18 protein-coding genes are annotated in these 21,360 nt (G+C 67.9%); 6 read left to right on the top strand and 12 right to left on the bottom strand.

Annotated features, from left to right (window positions below; all coding sequences use genetic code 11):
* Positions 1 to 5: 5 nt before the first annotated feature.
* Positions 6 to 1,463, bottom strand: a complete 1,458-nt coding sequence (locus tag J2X65_RS12410) for an NAD-dependent succinate-semialdehyde dehydrogenase (RefSeq protein ID WP_310201372.1) — start codon at positions 1,461 to 1,463, stop codon at positions 6 to 8.
* A 234-nt stretch (positions 1,464 to 1,697) separates the two neighbouring features.
* Between J2X65_RS12410 and J2X65_RS12405 the strand changes: the two genes are divergently transcribed.
* Positions 1,698 to 1,892 (top strand): hypothetical protein, encoded by a 195-nt coding sequence (locus J2X65_RS12405; RefSeq protein ID WP_310201370.1) that lies wholly within the window; start codon positions 1,698 to 1,700, stop codon positions 1,890 to 1,892.
* A 105-nt stretch (positions 1,893 to 1,997) separates the two neighbouring features.
* On the opposite strand, the gene J2X65_RS12400 is transcribed toward J2X65_RS12405, so the two are convergent.
* A complete protein-coding gene (locus tag J2X65_RS12400; RefSeq protein WP_310201368.1) occupies positions 1,998 to 4,904 on the bottom strand; it encodes a DNA translocase FtsK in 2,907 nt (968 codons plus the stop codon).
* A gap of 160 nt (positions 4,905 to 5,064) precedes the next feature.
* Positions 5,065 to 5,385: a GNAT family N-acetyltransferase gene (locus J2X65_RS12395; protein ID WP_310201366.1), complete on the bottom strand. Its 321-nt coding sequence runs from the start codon at positions 5,383 to 5,385 to the stop codon at positions 5,065 to 5,067.
* 283 nt (positions 5,386 to 5,668) lie between these two features.
* On the opposite strand from J2X65_RS12395, the gene J2X65_RS12390 reads away from it, so the two are divergent.
* Positions 5,669 to 6,310, top strand: coding sequence for a nitroreductase (locus tag J2X65_RS12390; RefSeq protein ID WP_310201365.1), 642 nt, complete (start codon positions 5,669 to 5,671; stop codon positions 6,308 to 6,310).
* 147 nt (positions 6,311 to 6,457) lie between these two features.
* Here J2X65_RS12390 and J2X65_RS12385 read toward each other — a convergent pair whose 3' ends face one another.
* A complete protein-coding gene (locus J2X65_RS12385) occupies positions 6,458 to 7,492 on the bottom strand; it encodes a glutamine synthetase beta-grasp domain-containing protein (protein ID WP_310201363.1) in 1,035 nt (344 codons plus the stop codon).
* 492 nt (positions 7,493 to 7,984) lie between these two features.
* Here J2X65_RS12385 and J2X65_RS12380 point away from each other — a divergent pair, with 492 nt between their 5' ends.
* Positions 7,985 to 8,185, top strand: coding sequence for a DUF2735 domain-containing protein (locus J2X65_RS12380; RefSeq protein ID WP_310201361.1), 201 nt, complete (start codon positions 7,985 to 7,987; stop codon positions 8,183 to 8,185).
* A gap of 321 nt (positions 8,186 to 8,506) precedes the next feature.
* Positions 8,507 to 8,899: an acyl-CoA thioesterase gene (locus tag J2X65_RS12375; RefSeq protein ID WP_310201359.1), complete on the top strand. Its 393-nt coding sequence runs from the start codon at positions 8,507 to 8,509 to the stop codon at positions 8,897 to 8,899.
* Between the two features lie 90 nt (positions 8,900 to 8,989).
* Here J2X65_RS12375 and J2X65_RS12370 read toward each other — a convergent pair whose 3' ends face one another.
* From J2X65_RS12370 to alr, 3 genes are all read right to left on the bottom strand, one after another.
* Complete coding sequence (locus J2X65_RS12370) at positions 8,990 to 10,264, bottom strand: multidrug effflux MFS transporter (protein WP_310201358.1); 1,275 nt, start codon at positions 10,262 to 10,264, stop codon at positions 8,990 to 8,992.
* A 232-nt stretch (positions 10,265 to 10,496) separates the two neighbouring features.
* A complete protein-coding gene (locus J2X65_RS12365) occupies positions 10,497 to 11,792 on the bottom strand; it encodes a D-amino acid dehydrogenase (RefSeq protein ID WP_404977700.1) in 1,296 nt (431 codons plus the stop codon).
* Positions 11,789 to 12,907: an alanine racemase gene (gene alr / locus J2X65_RS12360; RefSeq protein ID WP_310201354.1), complete on the bottom strand. Its 1,119-nt coding sequence runs from the start codon at positions 12,905 to 12,907 to the stop codon at positions 11,789 to 11,791. The genes J2X65_RS12365 and alr overlap by 4 nt, the downstream gene beginning before the upstream one ends.
* A gap of 128 nt (positions 12,908 to 13,035) precedes the next feature.
* Here alr and J2X65_RS12355 point away from each other — a divergent pair, with 128 nt between their 5' ends.
* Together J2X65_RS12355 and J2X65_RS12350 are read left to right on the top strand one after the other, a co-directional pair.
* Positions 13,036 to 13,491, top strand: coding sequence for an Lrp/AsnC family transcriptional regulator (locus J2X65_RS12355; protein WP_310201352.1), 456 nt, complete (start codon positions 13,036 to 13,038; stop codon positions 13,489 to 13,491).
* A gap of 78 nt (positions 13,492 to 13,569) precedes the next feature.
* Positions 13,570 to 14,352, top strand: coding sequence for an NAD(P)-binding domain-containing protein (locus J2X65_RS12350; protein WP_310201350.1), 783 nt, complete (start codon positions 13,570 to 13,572; stop codon positions 14,350 to 14,352).
* 34 nt (positions 14,353 to 14,386) lie between these two features.
* Here J2X65_RS12350 and gabD read toward each other — a convergent pair whose 3' ends face one another.
* The 5 genes from gabD to J2X65_RS12325 all read right to left on the bottom strand — a co-directional run bounded on the left by gabD (position 14,387) and on the right by J2X65_RS12325 (position 21,340).
* Positions 14,387 to 15,835: an NADP-dependent succinate-semialdehyde dehydrogenase gene (gabD, locus tag J2X65_RS12345; protein ID WP_310201348.1), complete on the bottom strand. Its 1,449-nt coding sequence runs from the start codon at positions 15,833 to 15,835 to the stop codon at positions 14,387 to 14,389.
* 126 nt (positions 15,836 to 15,961) lie between these two features.
* Positions 15,962 to 17,209 (bottom strand): cupin domain-containing protein, encoded by a 1,248-nt coding sequence (locus J2X65_RS12340; RefSeq protein WP_310201346.1) that lies wholly within the window; start codon positions 17,207 to 17,209, stop codon positions 15,962 to 15,964.
* Between the two features lie 241 nt (positions 17,210 to 17,450).
* Entirely contained in the window at positions 17,451 to 18,260 is an 810-nt protein-coding gene (gene ppk2, locus J2X65_RS12335; protein ID WP_310201344.1) for a polyphosphate kinase 2, read from the bottom strand.
* Between the two features lie 189 nt (positions 18,261 to 18,449).
* Positions 18,450 to 20,189 (bottom strand): SulP family inorganic anion transporter, encoded by a 1,740-nt coding sequence (locus J2X65_RS12330; RefSeq protein ID WP_310201342.1) that lies wholly within the window; start codon positions 20,187 to 20,189, stop codon positions 18,450 to 18,452.
* A 170-nt stretch (positions 20,190 to 20,359) separates the two neighbouring features.
* Positions 20,360 to 21,340, bottom strand: coding sequence for a glutathione S-transferase family protein (locus J2X65_RS12325; RefSeq protein ID WP_310201340.1), 981 nt, complete (start codon positions 21,338 to 21,340; stop codon positions 20,360 to 20,362).
* Positions 21,341 to 21,360 lie beyond the last annotated feature (20 nt).

The raw sequence follows: 21,360 nt of genomic DNA, 5'->3' as shown, positions 1-21,360 counted from the left end.
TTGCGTCACACGGCGAGGCGGGTGACGAACTTGGTGTTCACATAGGCTTCCATCGCCTCGGTGCCGCCTTCCGAGCCATAGCCGGAATCCTTGATGCCGCCGAACGGCACCTCGGGCAGGGCGAGGCCGTGATGGTTGATCGAGATCATGCCGCTCTCGACCCGGCGCGAGAACTCCTCGGCGGTGCGCGAGGAAGTGGTGTAGGCATAGGCCGCGAGGCCGTAGGGGAGGCGGTTGGCTTCCGCGATCACCGCCTCGGTCGAGGTGAAGGGCTGGATCGGCACCAGCGGGCCGAAGGGCTCCTCGTTTAGGATGCGCGCATCCGGCGGCAGGTCAGTGAGCACGGTCGGCTCGAAGAAATAGCCCTTGTTGCCGATGCGTGCGCCGCCGGTGCGCAGCGTCGCGCCCTTCTGCACCGCGTCGGCAGTGAGCGACTCCATGGCGTCGACGCGGCGGGCATTGACCAGCGGGCCCATGCGCACGCCATCCTCGAGCCCGTTGCCGACCTTCATGCCCTTCACTGCCTCGGTGAAGCCATCGACGAACTTGCTGTAGAGATTCTCATGGACCAGGAAGCGGGTGGGCGACACGCAGACCTGGCCGGCATTGCGGAACTTGGCGCCGGAGAGCAGCTTCACCGCGTGATCGAGATCGGCATCCTCGAACACCACCGCCGGCGCATGGCCGCCGAGCTCCATGGTGACGCGCTTCATATGCGCACCGGCGAGCGCGGCGAGTTGCTTGCCGACCACGGTGGAGCCGGTGAAGGTGATCTTCTTCACGATCGGGTGCGGGATGAGGTAGTTGGAGATCTCCGCCGGCACGCCGAAGACCAGGTTGACCACGCCCGCCGGCACGCCGGCATCCTGATAGGCCTTGAACAGCGCGGCGCAGGAGGCGGGGGTGTCTTCCGGCCCCTTGAGGATGATCGAGCAGCCAGCGGCGAGCGCGGCGGAGGCCTTGCGCACCGCCTGGTTGATCGGGAAGTTCCACGGCGTGAAGGCGGCGACGACGCCGACAGGCTCGCGGATCACCTCCTGATGGATGTTTTCCGCGCGGGGGGCGATGACACGGCCATACTGGCGACGGCCCTCCTCGGCGAACCAGTCGATGATGTCGGCGGCGGCCAGCGTCTCGATGCGTGCCTCGGCGAGCGGCTTGCCCTGCTCGATGGTCATGATGCGCGAAATGTCCTCGGCGCGCTCGCGCAGGATCTCGGCCGCCTTGCGCATGATCTTGTAGCGCTCATATGCCGACACGCGCTTCCACACCGCAAAACCCTTCTCGGCCGCCGCCAGCGCATCGTCGAGATCGGCGATCGAGGCATGGGCGAGGGTGCCGATGACCTCTTCCGTCGCCGGATCGACGATGGGCTGGCTGGCGGCGGCACCGTTATGGCGCGAACCTTCGCGCCAGACGCCGTCGATGAACAGGAGGACATCGGGATAGGAGACGGTGGACATGGAAACCTCTTGGAAAAAAGGCGCCGACGTGAGGAGTGCCCGAAAGCGGGCTACGGGGCGTTGCGGTAATCCACACCTAATCGCCCGGCCGCCCGGTTGGAAGGGCTCAAGGCGCGATTGGATCCGAGATTTACGCGAAGCGGTTGATCCAAGAACGGGAACAATGGCCGGCGGCGGGCGTTGGCCGGAGACGGGCCCGGCCCGGCGCTCCATCCACCGGCATATCGGGGCTCCATGAACCGCGACCAGACCAATCAACGCTTTGCGCAGACCGATGGCCAGCCAGCGCAGGATCGGCCCGCGATTGACCCGCGCGACAGGCGCTGGTGGCAGCGCAGCTGGGGCGCGGCGCTGATGCTCGCCGGTGCGGCCCTGCTGATGGGCGCGGTGCTTACCGTGTGGAGCGAGGCGGCGATGTTCGGAGGCTAGCGGCTCGGTCGCGAGCAAGCCGCTTCCCGCGTCAGCTCGAAACGAAAAACGGCCCCGGCTTGGAGAGGCCGGGGCCGTTTGCTGCAGGATCCGTCGAGCTCGGCGTCAGTGGCCCGAGCGAGCGTCGGAAATGATCTCGCGCTTGCCGGCATGGTTGGCCGGGCCGACGAGGCCTTCATTCTCCATCCGCTCCATGATCGAGGCGGCGCGGTTGTAGCCGATCTGCAGCCGGCGCTGGATGTAGCTGGTCGAGGCCTTGCGGTCGCGCATCACCACCGCCACCGCCTGATCGTAGAGATCGCCCGTATCCGATCCCATCGCGCTGGCATCGAACACCGCGACATCGCCGGCCGGCGGGGCGGCGTCCTCGTCGTCCTCGGCGGTGACCTCATCGAGGTAATCAGGCCGGCCCTGCGCCTTCAGGTGTTCGACCACGCGCTCCACCTCCTGGTCGGAGACGAACGGCCCGTGCACGCGCGAGATGCGCCCGCCGCCGGCCATGTAGAGCATGTCGCCCTGGCCGAGCAGCTGCTCGGCGCCCATCTCGCCGAGGATGGTCCGCGAATCGATCTTGCTCGTCACCTGGAAGGAGATGCGGGTCGGGAAGTTGGCCTTGATGGTGCCGGTGATGACGTCGACGCTCGGGCGCTGGGTGGCCATGATCAGGTGGATGCCGGCGGCGCGGGCCATCTGGGCGAGGCGCTGGATGGCGCCCTCGATGTCCTTGCCGGCGACCATCATCAGGTCGGCCATCTCGTCGACGACGATGACGATATAGGGGAGGGGCGAAAGATCCATGATCTCCTCCTCCTCGATCATCTCGCCGGTCTCGCGGTCGAAGCCCTTCTGGATCGTGCGGGTGATGATCTCGCCCTTGGCCGCAGCCTCCGCCACCCGCGCGTTGAAGCCGTCGATGTTGCGGACGCCGAGGCGGCTCATCTTCTTGTAGCGCTCCTCCATCTCGCGCACCGCCCATTTGAGCGCGACGATCGCCTTCTTCGGGTCGGTGACGACGGGGGTGAGGAGGTGAGGGATGCCCTCATAGACGGAGAGTTCCAGCATCTTCGGATCGATCATGATCAGCCGGCACTGGTCCGGGCGGTGCCGGTAGAGCAGGCTCAGGATCATGGTGTTGATGGCGACCGACTTGCCGGAGCCGGTGGTGCCGGCGACCAGCAGATGCGGCATCTTGGCGAGATCGACGATCACCGGTTCGCCGCCGATGGTCTTGCCGAGCCCGATGCCGAGCTTGGCCTTGGCGGCCTCGAACTCGTGGCTGGAGAGCATCTCGCGCAGCCACACCGTCTCGCGGCGCTGGTTGGGCAACTCGATGCCGATGACGTTGCGGCCCTCCACCACCGCGACGCGGGCGGAGATCGCGCTCATCGAGCGCGAGATGTCGGCGGACAGGCCGATGACGCGGCTCGACTTGATGCCGGGCGCCGGCTCCAGCTCATAGAGCGTCACCACCGGGCCGGGATTGGCGTCGATGATCTCGCCGCGCACGCCGAAATCGTGCAGCACCTGCTGCAGCTTCACCGAATTGCGCTCGAGGAATTCCTCCGAGAGCTCATAATCCGGCTCGACTTCCGGCGGTTCGGTGAGCAGTTCGAGCGGCGGCAGCTCATAGCCGGCGCGCACGGGCAGCGCCGCCGGCACCGGAGCCGGGCGTGCGGCCGGCGTAGCACGGCGTTCAGGCGCCGGGGCGGGCTGGGGCGCGGCGAGCGGGGTCGGGCGTTCCGCAGCCGGGGCGGGCGCCGAGGCGGCGATGGCGAAGGCCGGCCAGGAGAAGGTGACGGCGGCGCCGCCCAAGGCATAGGGCGCATCGAAGGCCGCAGTGAGATCCGGCTCCGCCGCCACGGCGACCAGCAACTCCTCGACCGGCGTGCTTTCGACGATCACCGTCTCGGCGGAGATGGGGAAGGCGGGCTCGTCCACGGCAAGTTGCTGCATCGCCTCGTCGTCGAGATCGTCCTCTTCCTCGGCCGGGTCTTCTTCTGCCACGTCTTCCTCGTCCCAGCCGGCCTCCGCCTCATGCTCGTCCTCGTCGCTGTCGGCGAGCATTTCTTCGATGCTGTCGAGGTCGCCATCGGTCTCCTCGGCGGCCAGCGCTTCCTCTTCCTGGAAGGCAAGGGGCTGGCCGTTCTGGACGATGCCGTCATCGTGGATGGGCGGGAGCATCGGCGCGTCGATCGCCATGTCCTGATGCGCCGGCACAACCGGCGGCTCCGCCCAGCCGAGCTGGATCAGGCCGGCGATACGCTGGATGGAGTCCGGTTGGCCGGCCTGGGGCGTGAAGGTCGCGGTGACCACCGGCGTCGGCACGCTCGGCTCGGCGACGACCGGCGCGGCGTCACCAAGCGCGGCAGCGACGGGTTCGGGCGCCGCCGTGACGGGCGCCGCCGGGAGGGCGCTGTTGGGGGTCGCGGGCTGGAGAATGGGCGAGGCCGGCGGCTTGCGCGGTGGCACCACCAGCGCCGGCGGGCGCGCTGCCGTGGACGCGGCGGCATCGACCGGCGCGGCCGTCGGAGCTGTCGTGGCCGGAGGCGGCAGCACCGGTTCCGCCGCCGGCGGCTGGCGCAGCAGGTAATCCGGCGTGCGGGTGAAGCGGGTATTGGGCGGCATGGTGAAGGGCTGCAGCCAACTCGGGATCACCACCCGCGGGCCGGGGGCCACCGCCGGGGTCGGGTTGCCGGCATAGGCGGGCTCGCGCAGCGGCGCGGGATCCCGCGGGACGGCCGGTCCGCGCGGCATGCCGGTGGCGGGATAGCCGGCGGAAATCGCCCGGGCGGCCGGGCGGCCGGGCGGTTCGGCGAGCGGCGCACTGGCATAGAGCGAAGGCGCCGGCAGGGTGGAGCCGGGACCGCCGGCCGGATTCTTCACCTGCGGCGGTGGCGGCGCGTTCAGCTTGTGATTGGCGCGGGAGACCAGGCGCGCGGCGCGCGCAGCGTCGTCCGAGGTGCCGGTGGATGGGGAACCATTCCGATCGGAAGGACGATCCGGGAAACGCATGAGCCGCCAAACCTGTGCCGCTGGAACCGTGACGGACCGCCATCGGCGGCCCGCCTCTCAACTGGCCTTAGGCATAGAAGATCAGCGTTAATGAAGCGTTTGAGGCCGGCGCTTTCCCCAGCGGGTGATGCGCCGGCGCAACGCTGCCGCCGTGAGGCGCTCAGCTCGGCAGGCCAAGCGTGGCGCGGATTTCCGGCGCCATGAGATTGTGCGTCTCCGGGTGCTTGATCATGTAGCGGCCGAACACCGAGCAGCGCGGTATGACCGACAAATGCCGCTCGCGCGCGCTGGCGAGGCCGGCCTCCACCAGCCGCGTGGCGAGGCCGCGGCCGCCGAGCTCCGCCGGGACCTCGGTGTGGGTGAAGATGATGTGGTCCGGGGCCAGTATGTATTGGGCGATGGCGAGATGCCCGTCGACCTCGATCTCGAATCGGTCCTTGGCGCGGTTGTCGCGAACCGGGATTTCGCCGTTCATGCTCATGTCATGCTCCTTGGAGGCTGTGCCCCGTTCTGGGGGATCTGCCGTGCCAGCATGCGGCACGCGATGGGATATTGTCGACCAAAACCGCCTCGCCAACGCCGCCGCTTGATACTGGAGGGGTAAAATCCCCTGCACGGACCGCTGCGATGGTGCCACCGGCAGGGGCGAGCGTAAAATTCGATCGGCGATCTTTTGACCACCTCCCGGGGCTGGGCTATGCCGGACCTGTCGTCAATCTCCGCGGACGGCCGGGGTTCCCGCGGTGCCAGGCCGGAGGATTGCCATGTCCGACATCACGTCCGAATCCGTCATCGAGACCGCAGCCTTTCCGTCGGCGCCACACCTGCTCGAGGCCATGGCACGCCGTCGCTCGGTGCCGGCGGCGGCGCTGGCCGCGCCGGCTCCCTCGGATAGGCAGTTGCGGCAGATGCTCACCCTGGCGGCGCGGGTGCCCGACCACGGCCTGCGCGAGCCCTGGCGCTTCGTGGTGATCGCCGGAGAGGCGCGGGCGCAACTGGGGCGCGGCCTGGCGCCGCTCTATCGCGCCGCCAACCCGCAGATGGACGCAGCGAAGCGGGAAAAATTCGCCGGCATCATGGAGCGGCTGTTTCTTTCGGCGCCGATGGCGGTAGTGGTGATCAGCCGTCCCGATCGCGCCTGCGCCATCCCGCTGTTCGAGCAGGAGCTTTCCGCCGGCGCGGTGTGCATGAACCTGCTGCATGCGGCGCAGGCATCGGGCTTCGGGGCGATGTGGGTGACCGGATGGGCGGCGACCCATCCCGCCGCCGCCGCTTTGATCGGCGCCGGAGAAGGGGAACGGATCGCCGGCATCATCCATGTCGGAACGGCCACGAACGTGCCGCCCGAGCGGCCTCGGCCGGATGTGGAGGCGCTGACCGCCTTCTGGACGCCGCCGGCGCCATGAGGCCGCGTCGGTGAGCCTCGGGCGCGGGACTTCGCACCCCGGAGCCGCAGCCGCCTGAAAGCGGAAAGCCCGGCTCGCTTTTTCAAGCGCTCCGGGCTTTGGAAGGAGAGAGCAGCGACGCAGGCGAAGCCGCGTCGCCGCCGAAGATCACGCCGCGGCGGAGGCGGCGGTGGGGACTTCCGAGATCGTCTTCAGCACCTGGGAGGCGATCGCATAGGGGTCGCCCTGGGAGTTCGGGCGGCGATCCTCGAGATAGCCCTTGTAGTCGTTCTTGATGAACGAGTGCGGGACGCGGATCGACGCGCCACGATCGGCCACGCCGTAAGAGAACTTGTTCCACGGAGCGGTCTCATGCTTGCCGGTGAGGCGCATGTGATTGTCCGGGCCGTAGACGGCGATGTGGGCTTCGAGGTTCTTGTCGAAGGCCGCCATCAGCGCCTCGAAATAGGCCTTGCCGCCGACGGTGCGCATGTACTCGGTGGAGAAGTTGCAGTGCATGCCCGAGCCGTTCCAGTCGGTGTCGCCGAGCGGCTTGCAGTGCCACTCGATGTCGATGCCGTACTTCTCGGTCAGGCGCTGCAGCAGGTAGCGGGCCATCCACACTTCGTCGGCCGCCTTCTTGGAGCCCTTGCCGAAGATCTGGAATTCCCACTGGCCCTTCGCGACTTCCGCGTTGATGCCTTCGTGGTTGATGCCGGCCTCGAGGCAGAGCTCAAGATGCTCTTCGACGATCTGGCGGGCAACGTCGCCGACGTTCTTGAAGCCGACGCCGGTATAGTAGGGGCCCTGCGGCGCGGGATAGCCGTGCTCGGGGAAGCCGAGCGGACGACCGTCCTTGTAGAAGAAGTATTCCTGCTCGAAGCCGAACCAGGCGCCTTCATCGTCGAGAATGGTGGCGCGCGCATTGGTAGAGTGCGGGGTGACGCCGTCCGGCATCATCACTTCGCACATCACCAGGACGCCGTTCTTGCGGGCCGGATCGGGATAGATCGCGACGGGCTTCAGCACGCAGTCGGAGCTGCGGCCTTCGGCCTGCATGGTCGAGGACCCATCGAAGCCCCACAACGGGAGCTCTTCGAGCGACGGGAAGTGGTCGAATTCCTTGATCTGCGTCTTGCCGCGCAGGTTGGGGACCGGCGTGTAGCCGTCCAGCCAGATATATTCGAGTTTGTATTTCGTCATGTCGGGTCTCTCGTGAGCTGGCGTCGCCAACGATGTTGCTGCCAGTGACCGTTGAGGTCCGGCCGCCAACGGCCACGAATTTCGAAGCATCTTTCGTGCCAATCCGCACACATGCAAGCGGGAGGTATCTCGGTGCCTGAACGCGGTCGATTGATATCGGCGGGAGCGTCGCCGATCGCAGGGGCGGGGGCGGGCCGCCGGCGGCGTCGCGGGCAGCGGGCGCGGTTCGCGGTGGCTGGAATCACGGTGCGGCGCGAGCAGGAATCGGCAGGTCGGGCATCGCCATGAACCGGCGGAACGCTCGCGCGTTGATGGGTGGACGGCCTCTCCCGAGCCGCTTTCGTGCCGACCATCGAAGCATTTCGGAGGGTGGTTAAATTATATGCAAGCAGTGATATTTTTTTACTCAAAATGATCGATATCCGGGCAATGCGTGCTATATACGAGTGACCGTCGCTGCCGGTCGGCGCGGCGTAAACAGGAGAAGAAACGATGAATGTCAGTCCGATTGGCGGTTCCGCCAAGATTTATGAGTTCCCGCGGGGTGGCAGGGCCGGTTTGTCCGGGCGTCGCGAAACCGAGCGTTTCGACGCCAATGTCGCCGCGCTACGCGCGATGCCGGTCGTTTTTGACGCCGGTTGGTATCACGAAGAGGCGATCAAGCAGGATCAGCCGACCGGCAAGCGGTCGTGACGCGCGTGGACCGATGGCCGTCGAAAGTCCGTGCCCGGCATAATCGACACAGTTGAGAGGGTCGGCACGCTGCGTTCCGGCCCTCTTTCATTATGTGCCCGTGAACCGGGCTTCCTGCCTAAATAATAGGCGTATCTCTGCCCGGTCCGCCGGATCGTTCATCCCCAGACGGCCGAGCTCTCTGTGTGCGTTTCGGACCGAGAGACGGGGCGATCGCCCGGCGTCGTCGCGCGTCTCATACTATTAGACAATTTCCAGATTTTCGGCTTCGCCGTTCCGTGGCTGCCGCCTTCGATGCGCTCCTCGGGACCATGCCGGATCATGACAGACGATATTCCGCAGCCGCCGAACGACAGCCCGGTCATCCGCACCATCGCCATGCCGGCCGACACAAATCCCGCCGGCGACATATTCGGCGGCTGGCTGATGGCCCATATGGACCTCGCGGCCGGCAACGTCGCCACCCGCCGGGTCAAGGGCCGCGCCGCCACGGTGGCGGTGGAGGCCATGGCTTTCCTCAGCCCGGTGCTGGTCGGCGACGAGGTCAGCTTCTACGGCACCATCATCGCCACCGGCCGCACCTCGCTGAAGATCCGGATCGAGGCCTGGCGCCGCAAGCGCGAGGGCGAGGACATCATCAAGGTCACCGAGGCGACCTTCACCTTCGTGGCGATCGACCGGGACAGGAGGCCGCGCCCGATCGATCCCATCTGACCCTTCGCCCCGGCGGCGGGAGTTGAGGGGGAATTGAGGGGGCGCCGTCATCCGGCCATTCCCCGTCCGTCGTCCGCGAGGGCGGACCCGTCAGTCGGGCAGGGGCTGGTTGCGGGCGCGCCGGGCGACGAGAAGGCCGGCGAGGCCGCTTCCCATCGATATCGACACGATCCAGCCCACCGACAGCGAATCGTGGCCGACAAGGCCGACGAACAGCGTCACCAGCGCTCCTACCGCCATCTGGATGAAGCCATAGAGGCTGGAGGCGGTGCCGACGGCGTGGGGATTGGCGCTCATCGCCAGCGTCGCCGCGCCCGGATTGGCGAAGCCGCCGGCATAGGTCATCAGGAACAGCGGAGCGACCAGCGTCGCCACGGTATCCGGCGCGATGGCGCGCCCGGCGAGGAAGGCGACCGCCGCCAGCGTGGCGACGGACGTGCCTATGAGCGCGATGGCTTCAAGGCTCATCCGGCGGGCCGCCTGCCGGGCGGTGAGGGCGCCGAGGATCGAGCCGGTCACCACCGCCAGATAGATGAAGCCGATGCCGAGGCTGGCATGCGGCAGTTCCTCGCCGACGAGGAAGGGCAGCGCGGCATAGAAGGCATAGGCGGTGACGGTGCAGGCGGCGCCGCACAGCGAATAGCCCATGAAGGCCGGCAGGCGCAGGAGCCGCCCATAGCCCAGCGCTATGCCGGAAAGGCTGAGCGGCGCGCTGCGAACCACATTGGTTTCCGGGAACCGCAGATAGAGCAGCACCAGGATGATCGAGGCGGCGACGAGCAGCACCGCGAACAGCATGCGCCAGCCGAGCAGCAGCGAGAGATAACTGCCGACCAGCGGCGCCACGGCCGAGGAGAGGGTGATCGCCGAGGCAAGCACGGCGAGCGCCGCCACCGCGGCCGGACCGGAGGAGGTTTCGCGGATGGTGGCGCGGCCGATGACCAGCCCGGCGCAACTGCCCACCGACTGCAGCACCCGCGCCACCAGCAGGGTGCCGAGGCTCGGCGCCAGCAGGGCGCCGACGGTGCCGACCAGATAGACCCCGATGCCGCCGAGGATGACCGGGCGGCGGCCGAAGCGGTCGGAAATGGGACCGTGCACGATCTGGCCGAGGGCGAGGCCCACCAGATAGAGCGTCACGGTGAGCTGGATCTGCGATGGACTGGCCGACAGTGCCACGGCCGCCGCCGGCAGGGCCGGCACGAAGACGTGCATGCTGAAGGTGCCGACGGCGGTGGTCATGGCCATCAGCAGCAGATTGACCCGCGGGCGCGGCGCATCGGGCGCGCTCTGCGCGGCGGCGCCGTCGACGGGGGCGTCGTCGGGCTCGGGAAGCTCGACCGTCGCAAGGGCGGGCGCGTTCATCGGCGAGGTCCCGCGTCAACGCACGGGAAAGCCCGGCCGCTCATCGCCGTACGGGCCGGCATGGAACGCGGCGCCATGGGGAGGATCGTCATGGAAGCTCGTACAGGGGCCATGGATGGTGAGCGCCCCTCCACCCCCGGCATCGCGGAATTCCGCGTCCCCCGCAACCCCCGAGATGGTGGACCCTGCCATGCAGCGTTCACCATTTCAGGAGAGAATGCCGGGATGCGGCCTAATGGTACCGCGACAAGGCGAGGTCGGCGGTCTCGATGGCCGGCTTCACCCGATTGACGAGGTCCGCCAGCACCTTCCCGGAACCGCAGGACATGGTCCAGCCCAGCGTGCCGTGGCCGCCATTGATATAGAGATTGCCGTAGCGGGTCGGGCCGATCACCGGGGTGCCGTCCGGCGTCATCGGCCGCAGGCCGGTCCAGAAGGTCGCCCGCCTCTGGTCGCCGGCGCCGCCGAACAGGTCTTCCACCGAATGCTCCAGCGTCGCGCGGCGGGCGGGCGGCAAATCGAGATTGAAACCGGCGATCTCCGCCATGCCGCCGACGCGGATGCGGTCGCCGAGGCGGGTGATCGCGACCTTGTAGGTCTCGTCCATCACCGTGGAGACCGGCGCGCGCGCCTCGTCCACGATCGGCACGGTGATGGAATAGCCCTTCACCGGATAGACCGGCAGATCGAGACCGAGCGGCTTCACCAGCGCCGGGGCATAGCTGCCGAGCGCCAGCACATAGGCATCGGCCTCGACGTCGCCGAGGCTGGTTTCCACCGCGACGATGCGGTCGCGCTCATATTTCAGCCGGCGGATGTCGACGCCGAAGCGGAAGGTCACGCCGGCATCTTCGCACAGCTTGTGCAGCGCGTTGGTGAATTTGAAGCAGTCGCCGGTCTCGTCGCCGGGCAGTTGCAGGCCGCCGACGATCTTGTGCTTCACCGGTGCCAGGCCGGGCTCGGCGGTGACGCAGCCGGCCGGGTCGAGCACGTTGAAGGGCACGCCGTCCGCCTTCAGCACCTCGATGTCCTTGCCGATGCCGTCGAGTTGCTTCTGGTCGCGGAACACCTGCAGCGTGCCCTGCATCCGCTCGTCATAATGGATGCCGGTCTCGGCTCGCAGCTCGGCGAGACAATCGCGGCTATATTCGGCGATGCGGACCATGCGGCCCTTGTTCACCGCGTAGCGCTCGGCGGTGCAATTGCGCAGCATCGCGATGACCCAGCGCCAGGTGGCGGCATCCGCCATCGGCCGGACGATCAGCGGCGCGTGCTTCATGAACAGCCATTTGACCGCCTTCATCGGAATGCCCGGCGCCGCCCAGGGCGAGGAATAGCCCGGCGAGACCTCGCCGGCATTGCCGAAGCTGGTCTCCAGCGCCGGGCCGGCCTGGCGGTCGAGCACCGTGACCTGATGGCCGGATTTGGCGAGATACCACGCGGTGGTGACGCCGATCACGCCGGCGCCGAGAACGACGATCTTCATGGAAGGTCCCTGTTGTTCTTGCGGCCGTCTGCCGGCCGTCAGCGGTAGATGCGGTGATAGCGGGCGCCGAGACGCGTCAGGACCTCATAGGCGATGGTGCCGGCCGCCTCGGCGACATCTTCCAGCGTCTGGTGCGGCCCGATCACCTCGACCAGGCTGCCGAGATGCAAGGAGCCGGCCGGAAGCCCACCGATATCGAGAATGATGCTGTCCATCGACACCCGCCCGACGATGGGCAGCCGGGTGTCGCCGAACCAGGCGGCGCCGCAGTCGGAAAGGTGGCGCGGCAGGCCATCGGCATAGCCGGCGCCGATGGTGGCGAGGCGCATCTGCGTCGGGGCGACGAAGCGCCCGCCATAGCCGATGCGCGCGCCGGCCGGCACGGTGCGGCTCTGTATCACCGGCACGTCGAGGCGGACGACCGGCGCCATCGGGTTGGGCAGGCCGCCGAACGGCGCGCCGCCATAGAGCGCTATGCCGGGGCGGGCGAGGTTGCCGGCATAGCCGGCGCCAAGAAAGCTGCCGCCGGAATTGGCAAAACAGGGCGTCGCGGCCGGGAACAGCGCGGCGAGGCGGTCGAAGGCGGCGAGCTGCTCGGCGTTCTGCGCATTTTCCGGTTCGTCGGCGCAGGCAAGATGGCTCATTACATGCAGGATTTCGATGCCCTTGAGCCGGGCCGGTTCGCTGGCAAGGGCTTCGGCGTCCTCCGGCTCCAGGCCGAGCCGGCACATGCCGCTGTCGAACTGAAGCAGCGCGGGCAGGGTGGCGCGCCGCGCGCGGGCCTGTGCGGCCCAGTTGTCGATCTGCGCGAGCGAATTGAGCACCGGCACGATGCCGGCCTCGGCACAGGTGCTCTCGGCGCCGGGCTGAAGGCCGTTCAGCACATAGAGGCGGGCATCGCCGGGCATGAGCGGGCGCAGCTTCAGCGCCTCACCCAGATGGGCGACGAAGAAGTCGCGGCAACCGGCGGCGTAAAGCGCCGGGGCGACCCGGGAGGCGCCGAGCCCATAGGCATCGGCCTTGACCACGCCAGCGGCGCGGGCCGGGGCGAGGCGGGCCTGGAGCAGGCGGTAATTCGCCGCCAGCGCGGCGAGGTCGATGGTAAGTACGCCCGAGGCGGCATCGACGACCGGCCGCTCTGCAATATCCGCGAACATCCGCCACCTCTCAGAAGGAATGAGAGAGCGTAGCGCGGCAATCGCGCAATTGCCGGTCATTTCGTGCTTGGAAATTTCGATATTTGGTATTTCATGCACGAAACGATCAATATTTCGAAGAAACCGCCATGGCCGCCCTCGACCCCATCGACCGTAACATTCTACGGCTTTTACGCCTCGACGCCCGCATGAGCACGGCGAAGATCGCCGAGGAGGTCGGGCTGTCGCCCTCGAGTTGCCTCCGGCGCATCAAGCTGATGGAGCATAGCGGGGTGATCCGCGGTTATACCGCTCTCATCGACCATTCGGCGCGCGACCCCGGCTTGGCGGTGATCGTCAACATCACGCTGGAGCGGCAGACCGAGGACTATCTCACCCGCTTCGAGACCGCGGTGCGCCGCCATCCGGAAATTCGCGAGTGCTACCTGATGACCGGCGGCTCGGATTATCTGCTGCGGGTGGAGGTCGAGAACGCCGCCGAGTTCGAGCGGGTGCACACCGAGATCCTCTCGACGCTGCCCGGCGTGCTGCGCATCCATTCGAGTTTCTCGATCCGCAACGTGATGGCGACGCGCCGGCGCTGAATGGGTTCGCCAAAGCGCTGTTTGCGCCGACGGCATGCCGGCCTATACCGGCTTCTCCCGAGAAACGCGGATCGCCTCATGCTCACCATCGGATTTGTCGGCACCGGAACGCTCACCGAGGCCGTGGTCGCCGGCCTCATGCAATCCCACGCCGGACGCTGCCGCATCCTGCTCTCCCCCCGATCGGAGGCGATCTCGCGCCGGCTCGCCGAAGCGTATGAAGAGGTCGAACGCTGCGCCGGCAATGAGGAGGTCGTCGAGCGCAGCGACATCGTCGTGCTGGCGGTGCTGCCCAAGCAGCTTGCCGACGTGACGGCGGTGCTGCCGTTCCGCCGCGAGCAACTGATCGTGAGCGTTGTTGCCGCCGCGCCGGTGGAGAGCGTGCGGGCGCTGGTGGCGCCGGCCGCGACGGTGGTGCGGGTGATTCCGCTGCCGCCGATCCGCTTCCGCAAAGGCCCGGTGGTGCTGTATCCGGCCAATGCGATGGTCGAGGAACTGTTCGGCGGGCTGGGCGACCTGATCGTCGTCGAGCGCGAGAGCGAACTTGCCGCCATCGGCCATGCCAGCGCGGTGATGTCCTCGCACTACGAATTGCAGAATGCGGTCATCGGCTGGCTGCGGTCGCGCGGGCTCGCCGAGGCGACGGCCGCGCTTTATGTGCGCTCGCTGTTCGCCGGGCTGGGCGAACTGGGCCTCGACGCCGCGCGGAAGGGCGAAAACGTCGATCCGGTGCATCACGAGACCGCCGGCGGCCTCAATGAATGCGGGCGGGCCTATCTGATGCGGCAGGGCTGGTTCGACGAGGTCGGCAAGGCGCTCGACGTCATCGCGCAGCACGTGCCCTCGAAGCCGAAAGGGTGAGGAGGCCGGCCGAACCGGCCTCCCACCCTTGGCCTCAGATGCCGGCCATGTTGATGTACTTCACCACGACATAGTCCTCGATGCCGTAATGCGAGCCCTCGCGGCCGAGGCCGGACTGCTTGACGCCGCCGAACGGCGCCACCTCGTTGGAGATGAGGCCGGTATTGACGCCGACGATGCCGTATTCGAGCCGCTCGGCGACCCGCCACACCCGGCCGAGGTCGCGGGCGTAGAAGTAGCTGGCGAGGCCGAACTCGGTATCATTGGCCAGCGCGACGACCTCGTCCTCGGTCTCGAAGCGGTAGAGCGGCGCCAGCGGGCCGAAGGTTTCCTCGCGCGACACCGCCATTTCCGGCTTCACGTCGATGAGGATGGTCGGCTCGAAGAAGGAATGGCCGAGCGCGTGGCGCTTGCCGCCGAGCGCCACCTTCGCGCCCTTCGACACCGCGTCGGCGATGTGCTCCTCCACTTTCTCCACCGCCTTCCCGTCGATCAGCGGGCCGATGCGCACGCCCTCGCCCATGCCGTCGCCGACCTTCAGCGCCGCGACCGCCTTCACCAGCTTCTCGGCGAAGGCGTCATAGACCTTGGCGTGGACATAGAGCCGGTTGGCGCAGACGCAGGTCTGGCCGGCATTGCGGTACTTGGAGAGAATGGCGCCTTCCACCGCGGCGTCGAGATCGGCATCGTCGAAGACGATGAAGGGGGCGTTGCCGCCGAGCTCCATCGACACCTTCTTGATGGTGGCGGCGGTCTGCTGCATCAGCACCCGGCCGACTTCGGTCGAGCCGGTGAAGGTGAGCTTGCGCACCGTCGGGTTGGAGGTGAACTCGGCGCCGATGGCACGGGCCGAACCGGTGATGACCGACAGTACGCCGGCCGGCACGCCCGCCCGCTCGGCGAGCACGGCCAGCGCCAGCGCGGTGAGCGGGGTCTGCGACGCCGGCTTCACCACCATGGTGCAGCCGGCGGCGAGCGCCGGGCCGGCCTTGCGGGTGATCATCGCCGCGGGGAAGTTCCACGGGGTGATGGCGGCGCAGACGCCGATCGGCTCCTTGGTGACGACGATGCGCTGGCCCTTCGCCGGGGCGGGGATGACGTCGCCGTAGATCCGCTTGCCCTCCTCGGCGAACCACTCGATGAACGAGCCGGCATAGGCGATCTCGCCCCTGGCCTCGGCCAGCGGCTTGCCCTGCTCGGCGGTCATGATGGCGCCGAGGTCGTCCTGGTTGGCCATGATCAGCTCGAACCAGCGGCGCAGCACGGCGGCGCGCTCCTTGGCGGTGCGGGCGCGCCACTCCGGCCAGGCGGCGTTCGCCGCCGCGATGGCGGCGCGGGCTTCGGTGGCGCCGAGATTCGGCACGGTGCCGACGAGGTCGCCGGTGGCGGGATTGCGGACTTCGATGGTGGTCTCGGCGCCGATCCAGCTGCCGCCCACCAGGCAATCATCGCGCAGCAGGCTGGGATCTTTCAGGTTCAGCACGGCAGTTCTCCGTAAGGCGGCCGCCGGTCGGACCGGCGCGCCGGAGGCGACAAGGTCGAAGCAAGGGTGACCTTGTAACGCCGTCCGGCGGGCGGAGGAAAGCCGTCGATTCGATCAGGCGTACGATCAGCCCGGCTGGATGCCGGGTTGACCTTTGGGGAAGCGGGCGATGACCGCCGGATCGATGTTCAGGTGCTGGGCGACCAGTTCGGGTGGCGCATGGGCAAGCCAGTTCGACAGGTCGATCTCCTGATATTCTGGAGCCCGGAACACCGCGAGCACCTGAACGTCCTCGGTGCCGGTGTTCTCGATGTAGTGGCCCTGGCTTTTGGGCACCACGCCGAGGTCGCCGGCCTGGAAGTCGATGGTCTGCGCGCGCGGGCCGGCATTGAATACCGTCATCCGGCCCTTGCCCTTGATCCAGTACTGCCATTCGTCGGCATTGGGATGCCAGTGCATGCGCCGGAGCGCGCCGGGCTTGATGGTCTCGATCGCCGCGGCCACGGTCTTGGAGACCTTGAAGCTGCGGCTGTCGGCGAGATGGATGGTGCCGCCCGCGCCGTCGATCACCGGCTTGGTGCCGGTCAGCGAGAAGGTGAACGGCTCGGGCGGGGTGCCGCCGGAGGCGACCGCGGCCTGATCGACCGAAAGGGCCGGCGGCTCCTGTCCCTGGAAGATCCACAGATCGTGCAGCGGGATGTTCTTGAACGTCTCCGCCGGCACGCCGAAATTCTGGCCGAGTACCTTGGGCGGGGTGTGGATGAACCAGTCGGTCAAAAGCAGCGTGTTGTATTCCGACTGATAGGCATCGTCGAACACGATGACGAATTCGCAGCCATCCGGCCCCAGTCCCTGCAGCGAATGCGGGTAGCCGGCGGGGAAAAACCAGATGTCACCGGCACCGACGTCGCGCACATAGGCGCGGCCTTCCGGATCGAGCACGGTGATGCGGCACAGACCGTTGGTCATCAGCGCCCATTCGCCGGCGAGGTGCCAATGCATCTCGCGGATGCCGCCCGGCCCGAGGCGCATGTTGACGCCCGACACTTCCTTCGCCGCCGGGAATTCGGTGGCGGTGGCCTGACGCGCCCAGCCGCCGCCCTGAATGCGCTTCGGCATGATGTTGAAGGAGGACCACATCATCGGCATGTTGCCGACATCGGTGGGCGGCTGGTTCTGGAAGGAAGGCAGCTGCTCCTCCAGCACCGGGTTGCGCGGGCCGGGATTTGACAGGGCGCCGGGGGTCGAATTGATCGCTCCCTGCGGCGGCTGGTCGGGATTGCCGAAGCTGGCGGCATGGGCGGAGCCGGCGGCGAGCGCGGCACCGCCAACGGCTCCGGCGGCGAGCAGGCTGCGGCGGGACAGGTTTTCCATTGTCTTCCCCTTGCGGATGGATGTCCGAGGCTGAAAACAGCATGGCCCCGCCGGTCGCTGGGGTCTTTTCATGACGAATGACCGCGCTCGCGCGCCGGTACGGGCATATACGCAACCGATGGTATCCGGTTATTCCGGCGCCCGCGTCGAGGACGTTGCCGGCCGCGGGGAGCTCGCCACGGGGCCGGTTCCGGCCGAGGGCGCCTGATCCGCCCGCTGGCGGCGGCGTGGTTGGCCCGCCTCAGAAGACTTCCGGCACCCGGTGGCGGGCATAGTCCGCCTCGATATAGCCCTTCGGCTTCTGGCGCTTGGGCAGCTTGATCGGCTCGCGCTCCACCGGCTCATAGGGCACCTGCGAGAGCAGGTGGGCGATGATGTTGAGCCGGGTGCGCTTCTTGTCGTCGGACTGGATGACGTGCCACGGCGCCCACTCGGAATCCGACATGGCGAACATCTCGTCGCGCGCCCGCGAGTAATCGTACCAGCGGTTGTAGGATTTGAGGTCCATGGGCGACAGCTTCCAGACCTTGCGCGGGTCGCTGATGCGCTGCTCGATGCGGCGGGTCTGCTCCTCCGGGCTGACCTCCAGCCAGTATTTGACCAGGATGATGCCGGAATCGATGATCGCTTGCTCGACGCCACTTATGGTCTCGAGGAACTTGCGCGCCTGCTTGTTGGAGCAAAATCCCATCACCCGCTCGACGCCGGCGCGATTGTACCAGCTGCGGTCGAAGATCACGACCTCGCCGCCCGCCGGCAGATGCGGCAGGTAGCGCTGGGCGTACATCTGCGATTTCTCGCGGTCGCTCGGCGGCGGCAGGGCGATCACGCGGAACACGCGCGGGCTGACACGCTCGGTGATCGCCTTGATGGTGCCGCCCTTGCCGGCGCCGTCGCGGCCTTCGAACAGCACGCAGACCTTGGCGCCGGTCGCCTTGACCCATTCCTGCATCTTCACCAGCTCGGCATGCAGCTTGTAGAGTTCGCGCTCATAGGTTTTGCGGGACATCTTGTCTGACGCTTCGGCTGGCTTTTCGACGACGGTATCCATGACACGTTACTCCCTGGATATTCGGACGCGCCCGGCCCGGCGCATGCGGGCCGCACCGTGTTTCCCGGTGGCACAGGCAAGCCGCAGCCGGTGCGGAAGGTGCCCGTGATCGACCGACATTCTTGGCGCGCTCTCACGACAGGCGTCGCGCCAAGGTAGCATAAGGCCGTCGCACAAGGTATCCGCTGGCTAGCCGCGCAGCGGGGATTCAATGGGCACCGCGGGCTTACCGGGATCGTTACTGACCGGTCTCGCCGCGGGCCCCCGCAGGCTGAACAGGGCGCCGGCCTCCTCGAGATCGTCGAACATCATGTCGCGGCCGATCCGGTCGATGACGCCGGCCCGCTCCAGCAGCTTCATCGGATCCGTATGCAATTCCGCGATACCGAAGGCGATGCCGCGCGCGGCGAGCGCGGTGCGCACCTCGTCGAGCATCGCTGCCGCGGTGCTGTCGATCTGCACCACCGCGCTGGCATCGAGCAGGAACCAGCGGGCATCGGGCGGCAGGTCGTCCATCATCTCCTGCAGCCGGCCGCGGACATAATCGACATTGAAGAATAGCAGGCTGCCCTGGATCAGGCACACGGTGAGCCCCGGCACCGGCCGCGCCTCCTTGAAGCGGTGCAGCTTGTAGAAGCCAGGCCGGCCGGGAAGCCGCCCGAGCAGCGCGTCATGCGGGCGCATTTCCTTGAGCAGCACATAGAGCAGCGTGGCGGCCACCGCGACGATGACGCCGTTGAGCACCCCGAGGCTGATCGCCCCCCACATGCCGATCAGCGCGAAGCCGAACTCCATGCGGCTGATCCGCCACAATTCCCGGAGGCTGGCCGGATCGAGCAGGCCGAGCGAGGCGGCGACGAGGATCGCGCCCAGCGCCGGCGCCGGCAGCAGCCGCAGTGCGTCGTTGAGGAACAGCATCACGCTGGCCAGCGCCAGGGCCGCGACCAGACCGGCCATCTGGCTGCGCCCGCCGACCGACAGATTGATGGCGGTGCGCGAATCCGACACCGTCACCGGAAAGCCGCTGAACAGACCGGCGGCGATGTTGGCACCGCCGAGGCCGACGAGTTCGCGGTTGGCATCGACGGAAAACCCCTCGCGGGCGCCGAAACTGCGGGCGGCGACGAGGCCCGAGCTGAAGCTCACCAGCCACAGCGCGCCCGCACCCAGCAGCAGGTTCTGCAGCGGCAGGCCGGAGGCGGAGGGCAGCGCCAGCGAGGGCAGGGCCTGCGGCAGCGGGCCGACCACCTTGATGCCGTGCCCTTCGAAATCGAACAGGGCAGAGGCGGCGATGCCGAGCACCACCACCACCAGCGGCCCCGGCACCGGCGATTGCAGCCGTTGCAGCAGCAGAGTCAGAGCCAGCAGGCCGAGGCCGAGCGCCAAGGTCGGCCAGTGGATGTCGTGCCACTGGCGCGCCAGGTCGACCAGCGGCTCGAGGAGGCCGTCCGACGAGACCTTCAGCCCGGTGAGGCGGCTGATCTGGCCGACCATGATGGAGATGGCGATGCCGCCGATGAAGCCGATGAGGATCGGTCGCGACAGGAAGGCGGCGACCGCGCCCAGTCGCAGGGCGCTGGCGAGGAAACACATGCCGCCGACGATCAGTGCCAGCAGCGCCGCGATGCCGACGCGGTCCAGCGTCGGGCTTTGCGCGACAAGGCCGGCCAGGACGGCGGCGAGCACCGTCATGGTGGCGGCATCAGGCCCGACGACCAGCCGGTGCGACGGGCCGAGCAGCGCGTAGCCGAGCAGCGGGAAGATCGAGGCATAGACGCCGACTTCCGGCGGCAGGCCGGCAATGGCGGGATAGGCGATGGCACTGGGGATCGCCACCGCGGCGATGGCAAGGCCGGCCATGGCATCGCGCCCCAGCCATTGTGCCTTGTAGCCCGCAAAGCCCTGAAGCAGGGGAAACCTCGCCGGCATCTCACCCTCACGCATACGCGCCGTCTGCCTGCCCGACAGGCAGGCAGAAGCATCATCGGCAGCTGGCGAGCGTGGTACGATTATCGCCGGCCCGCAAGTCCGTATGTGACGTTACGTTGACGTGCCCGGCGCAGCCGGCCGGGCGGGGCACGGCTCTCGGGCCGCTGGCCTTATGTCGACGGCGCGAGCGTGACCGGGGCGAGGCCGGGAAGATCGGGGCCGACCGGAACGATGCCGTTCGGGTTCAGCGACTTGATCGAATAGTAGCCGCGCTTGATGTGATCGATGCGGACCGTGTCGCGGATGCCGGGGATGGCGAGCACGCGCAGCATGTAGGCCTGCAGCGCCGGGTAGTCGGCGATACGCTTCAGATTGCACTTGAACAGGCCGTGATAGGCGGCGTCGAAGCGCACCAGCGTCACGAACAGGCGGATGTCGGCCTCGGTGAAACGGTCGCCGAACAGGAACGGCCCGGTGCCGGCGAGGCGCTCCTCCAGCTCCGCCAGCATGCCGAACACGTCGGCGAAGGCTTCCTCATAGGCGAGCTGGGTGGTGGCGAAGCCGGCGCGGTAGACGCCGTTGTTGAGGCGCGGATAGAGGCGGGCGTTGAGCGCGTCGATGGCTTCGCGCAGATCTGCCGGGTACAGGTCGACGCCATCATCCGCCAGCCTGCCGAAGCCGGAATTGAACATGCGCACGATGTCGGCGGACTCGTTGTTGACGATGGTGCCGCGCTGCCTGTCCCACAACACCGGCACCGTGGCGCGCCCGGTATAGTGCGGATCGGCGCGGGTGTAGAGCTGGTGCAGGTAGCTGGCGCCGTTCACGATGTCCGGCGTCGCGCCGGGATAGTCGCCGAAACGCCAGCCCTCGTCGGTGAGCGCCGGCTCGACCACCGAGAGCGAGACGACGCCCTCCAGCCGCTTGAGCTTGCGGGTGATCAGCGTGCGTGAGGCCCAGGGGCAGATGAGCGCGACATAGAGATGGTAGCGGCCGGTCTCGGCGGCAAAGCCGCCCTCGCCGGTGGGGCCGGGCGCGCCGTCCGGCGTCACCCAGTGGCGAAAGCCGGAAACCTGGCGCACGAAGCCGCCCTTGGCGTCCTTGGCCTGCACCGGATGCCAATCCGCCGTCCATTTTCCTTCGACTAGCATCGGGTCTCTCCGGGCTCACG

It is taken from the genome of Ancylobacter sp. 3268 (assembly GCF_031456575.1).
In the GTDB taxonomy this organism is placed as follows: Bacteria; Pseudomonadota; Alphaproteobacteria; order Rhizobiales; family Xanthobacteraceae; genus Ancylobacter.
The sequence above is the reverse complement of the archived record's forward strand: the minus strand, read 5'-3'. Positions and strand labels throughout refer to the sequence as shown.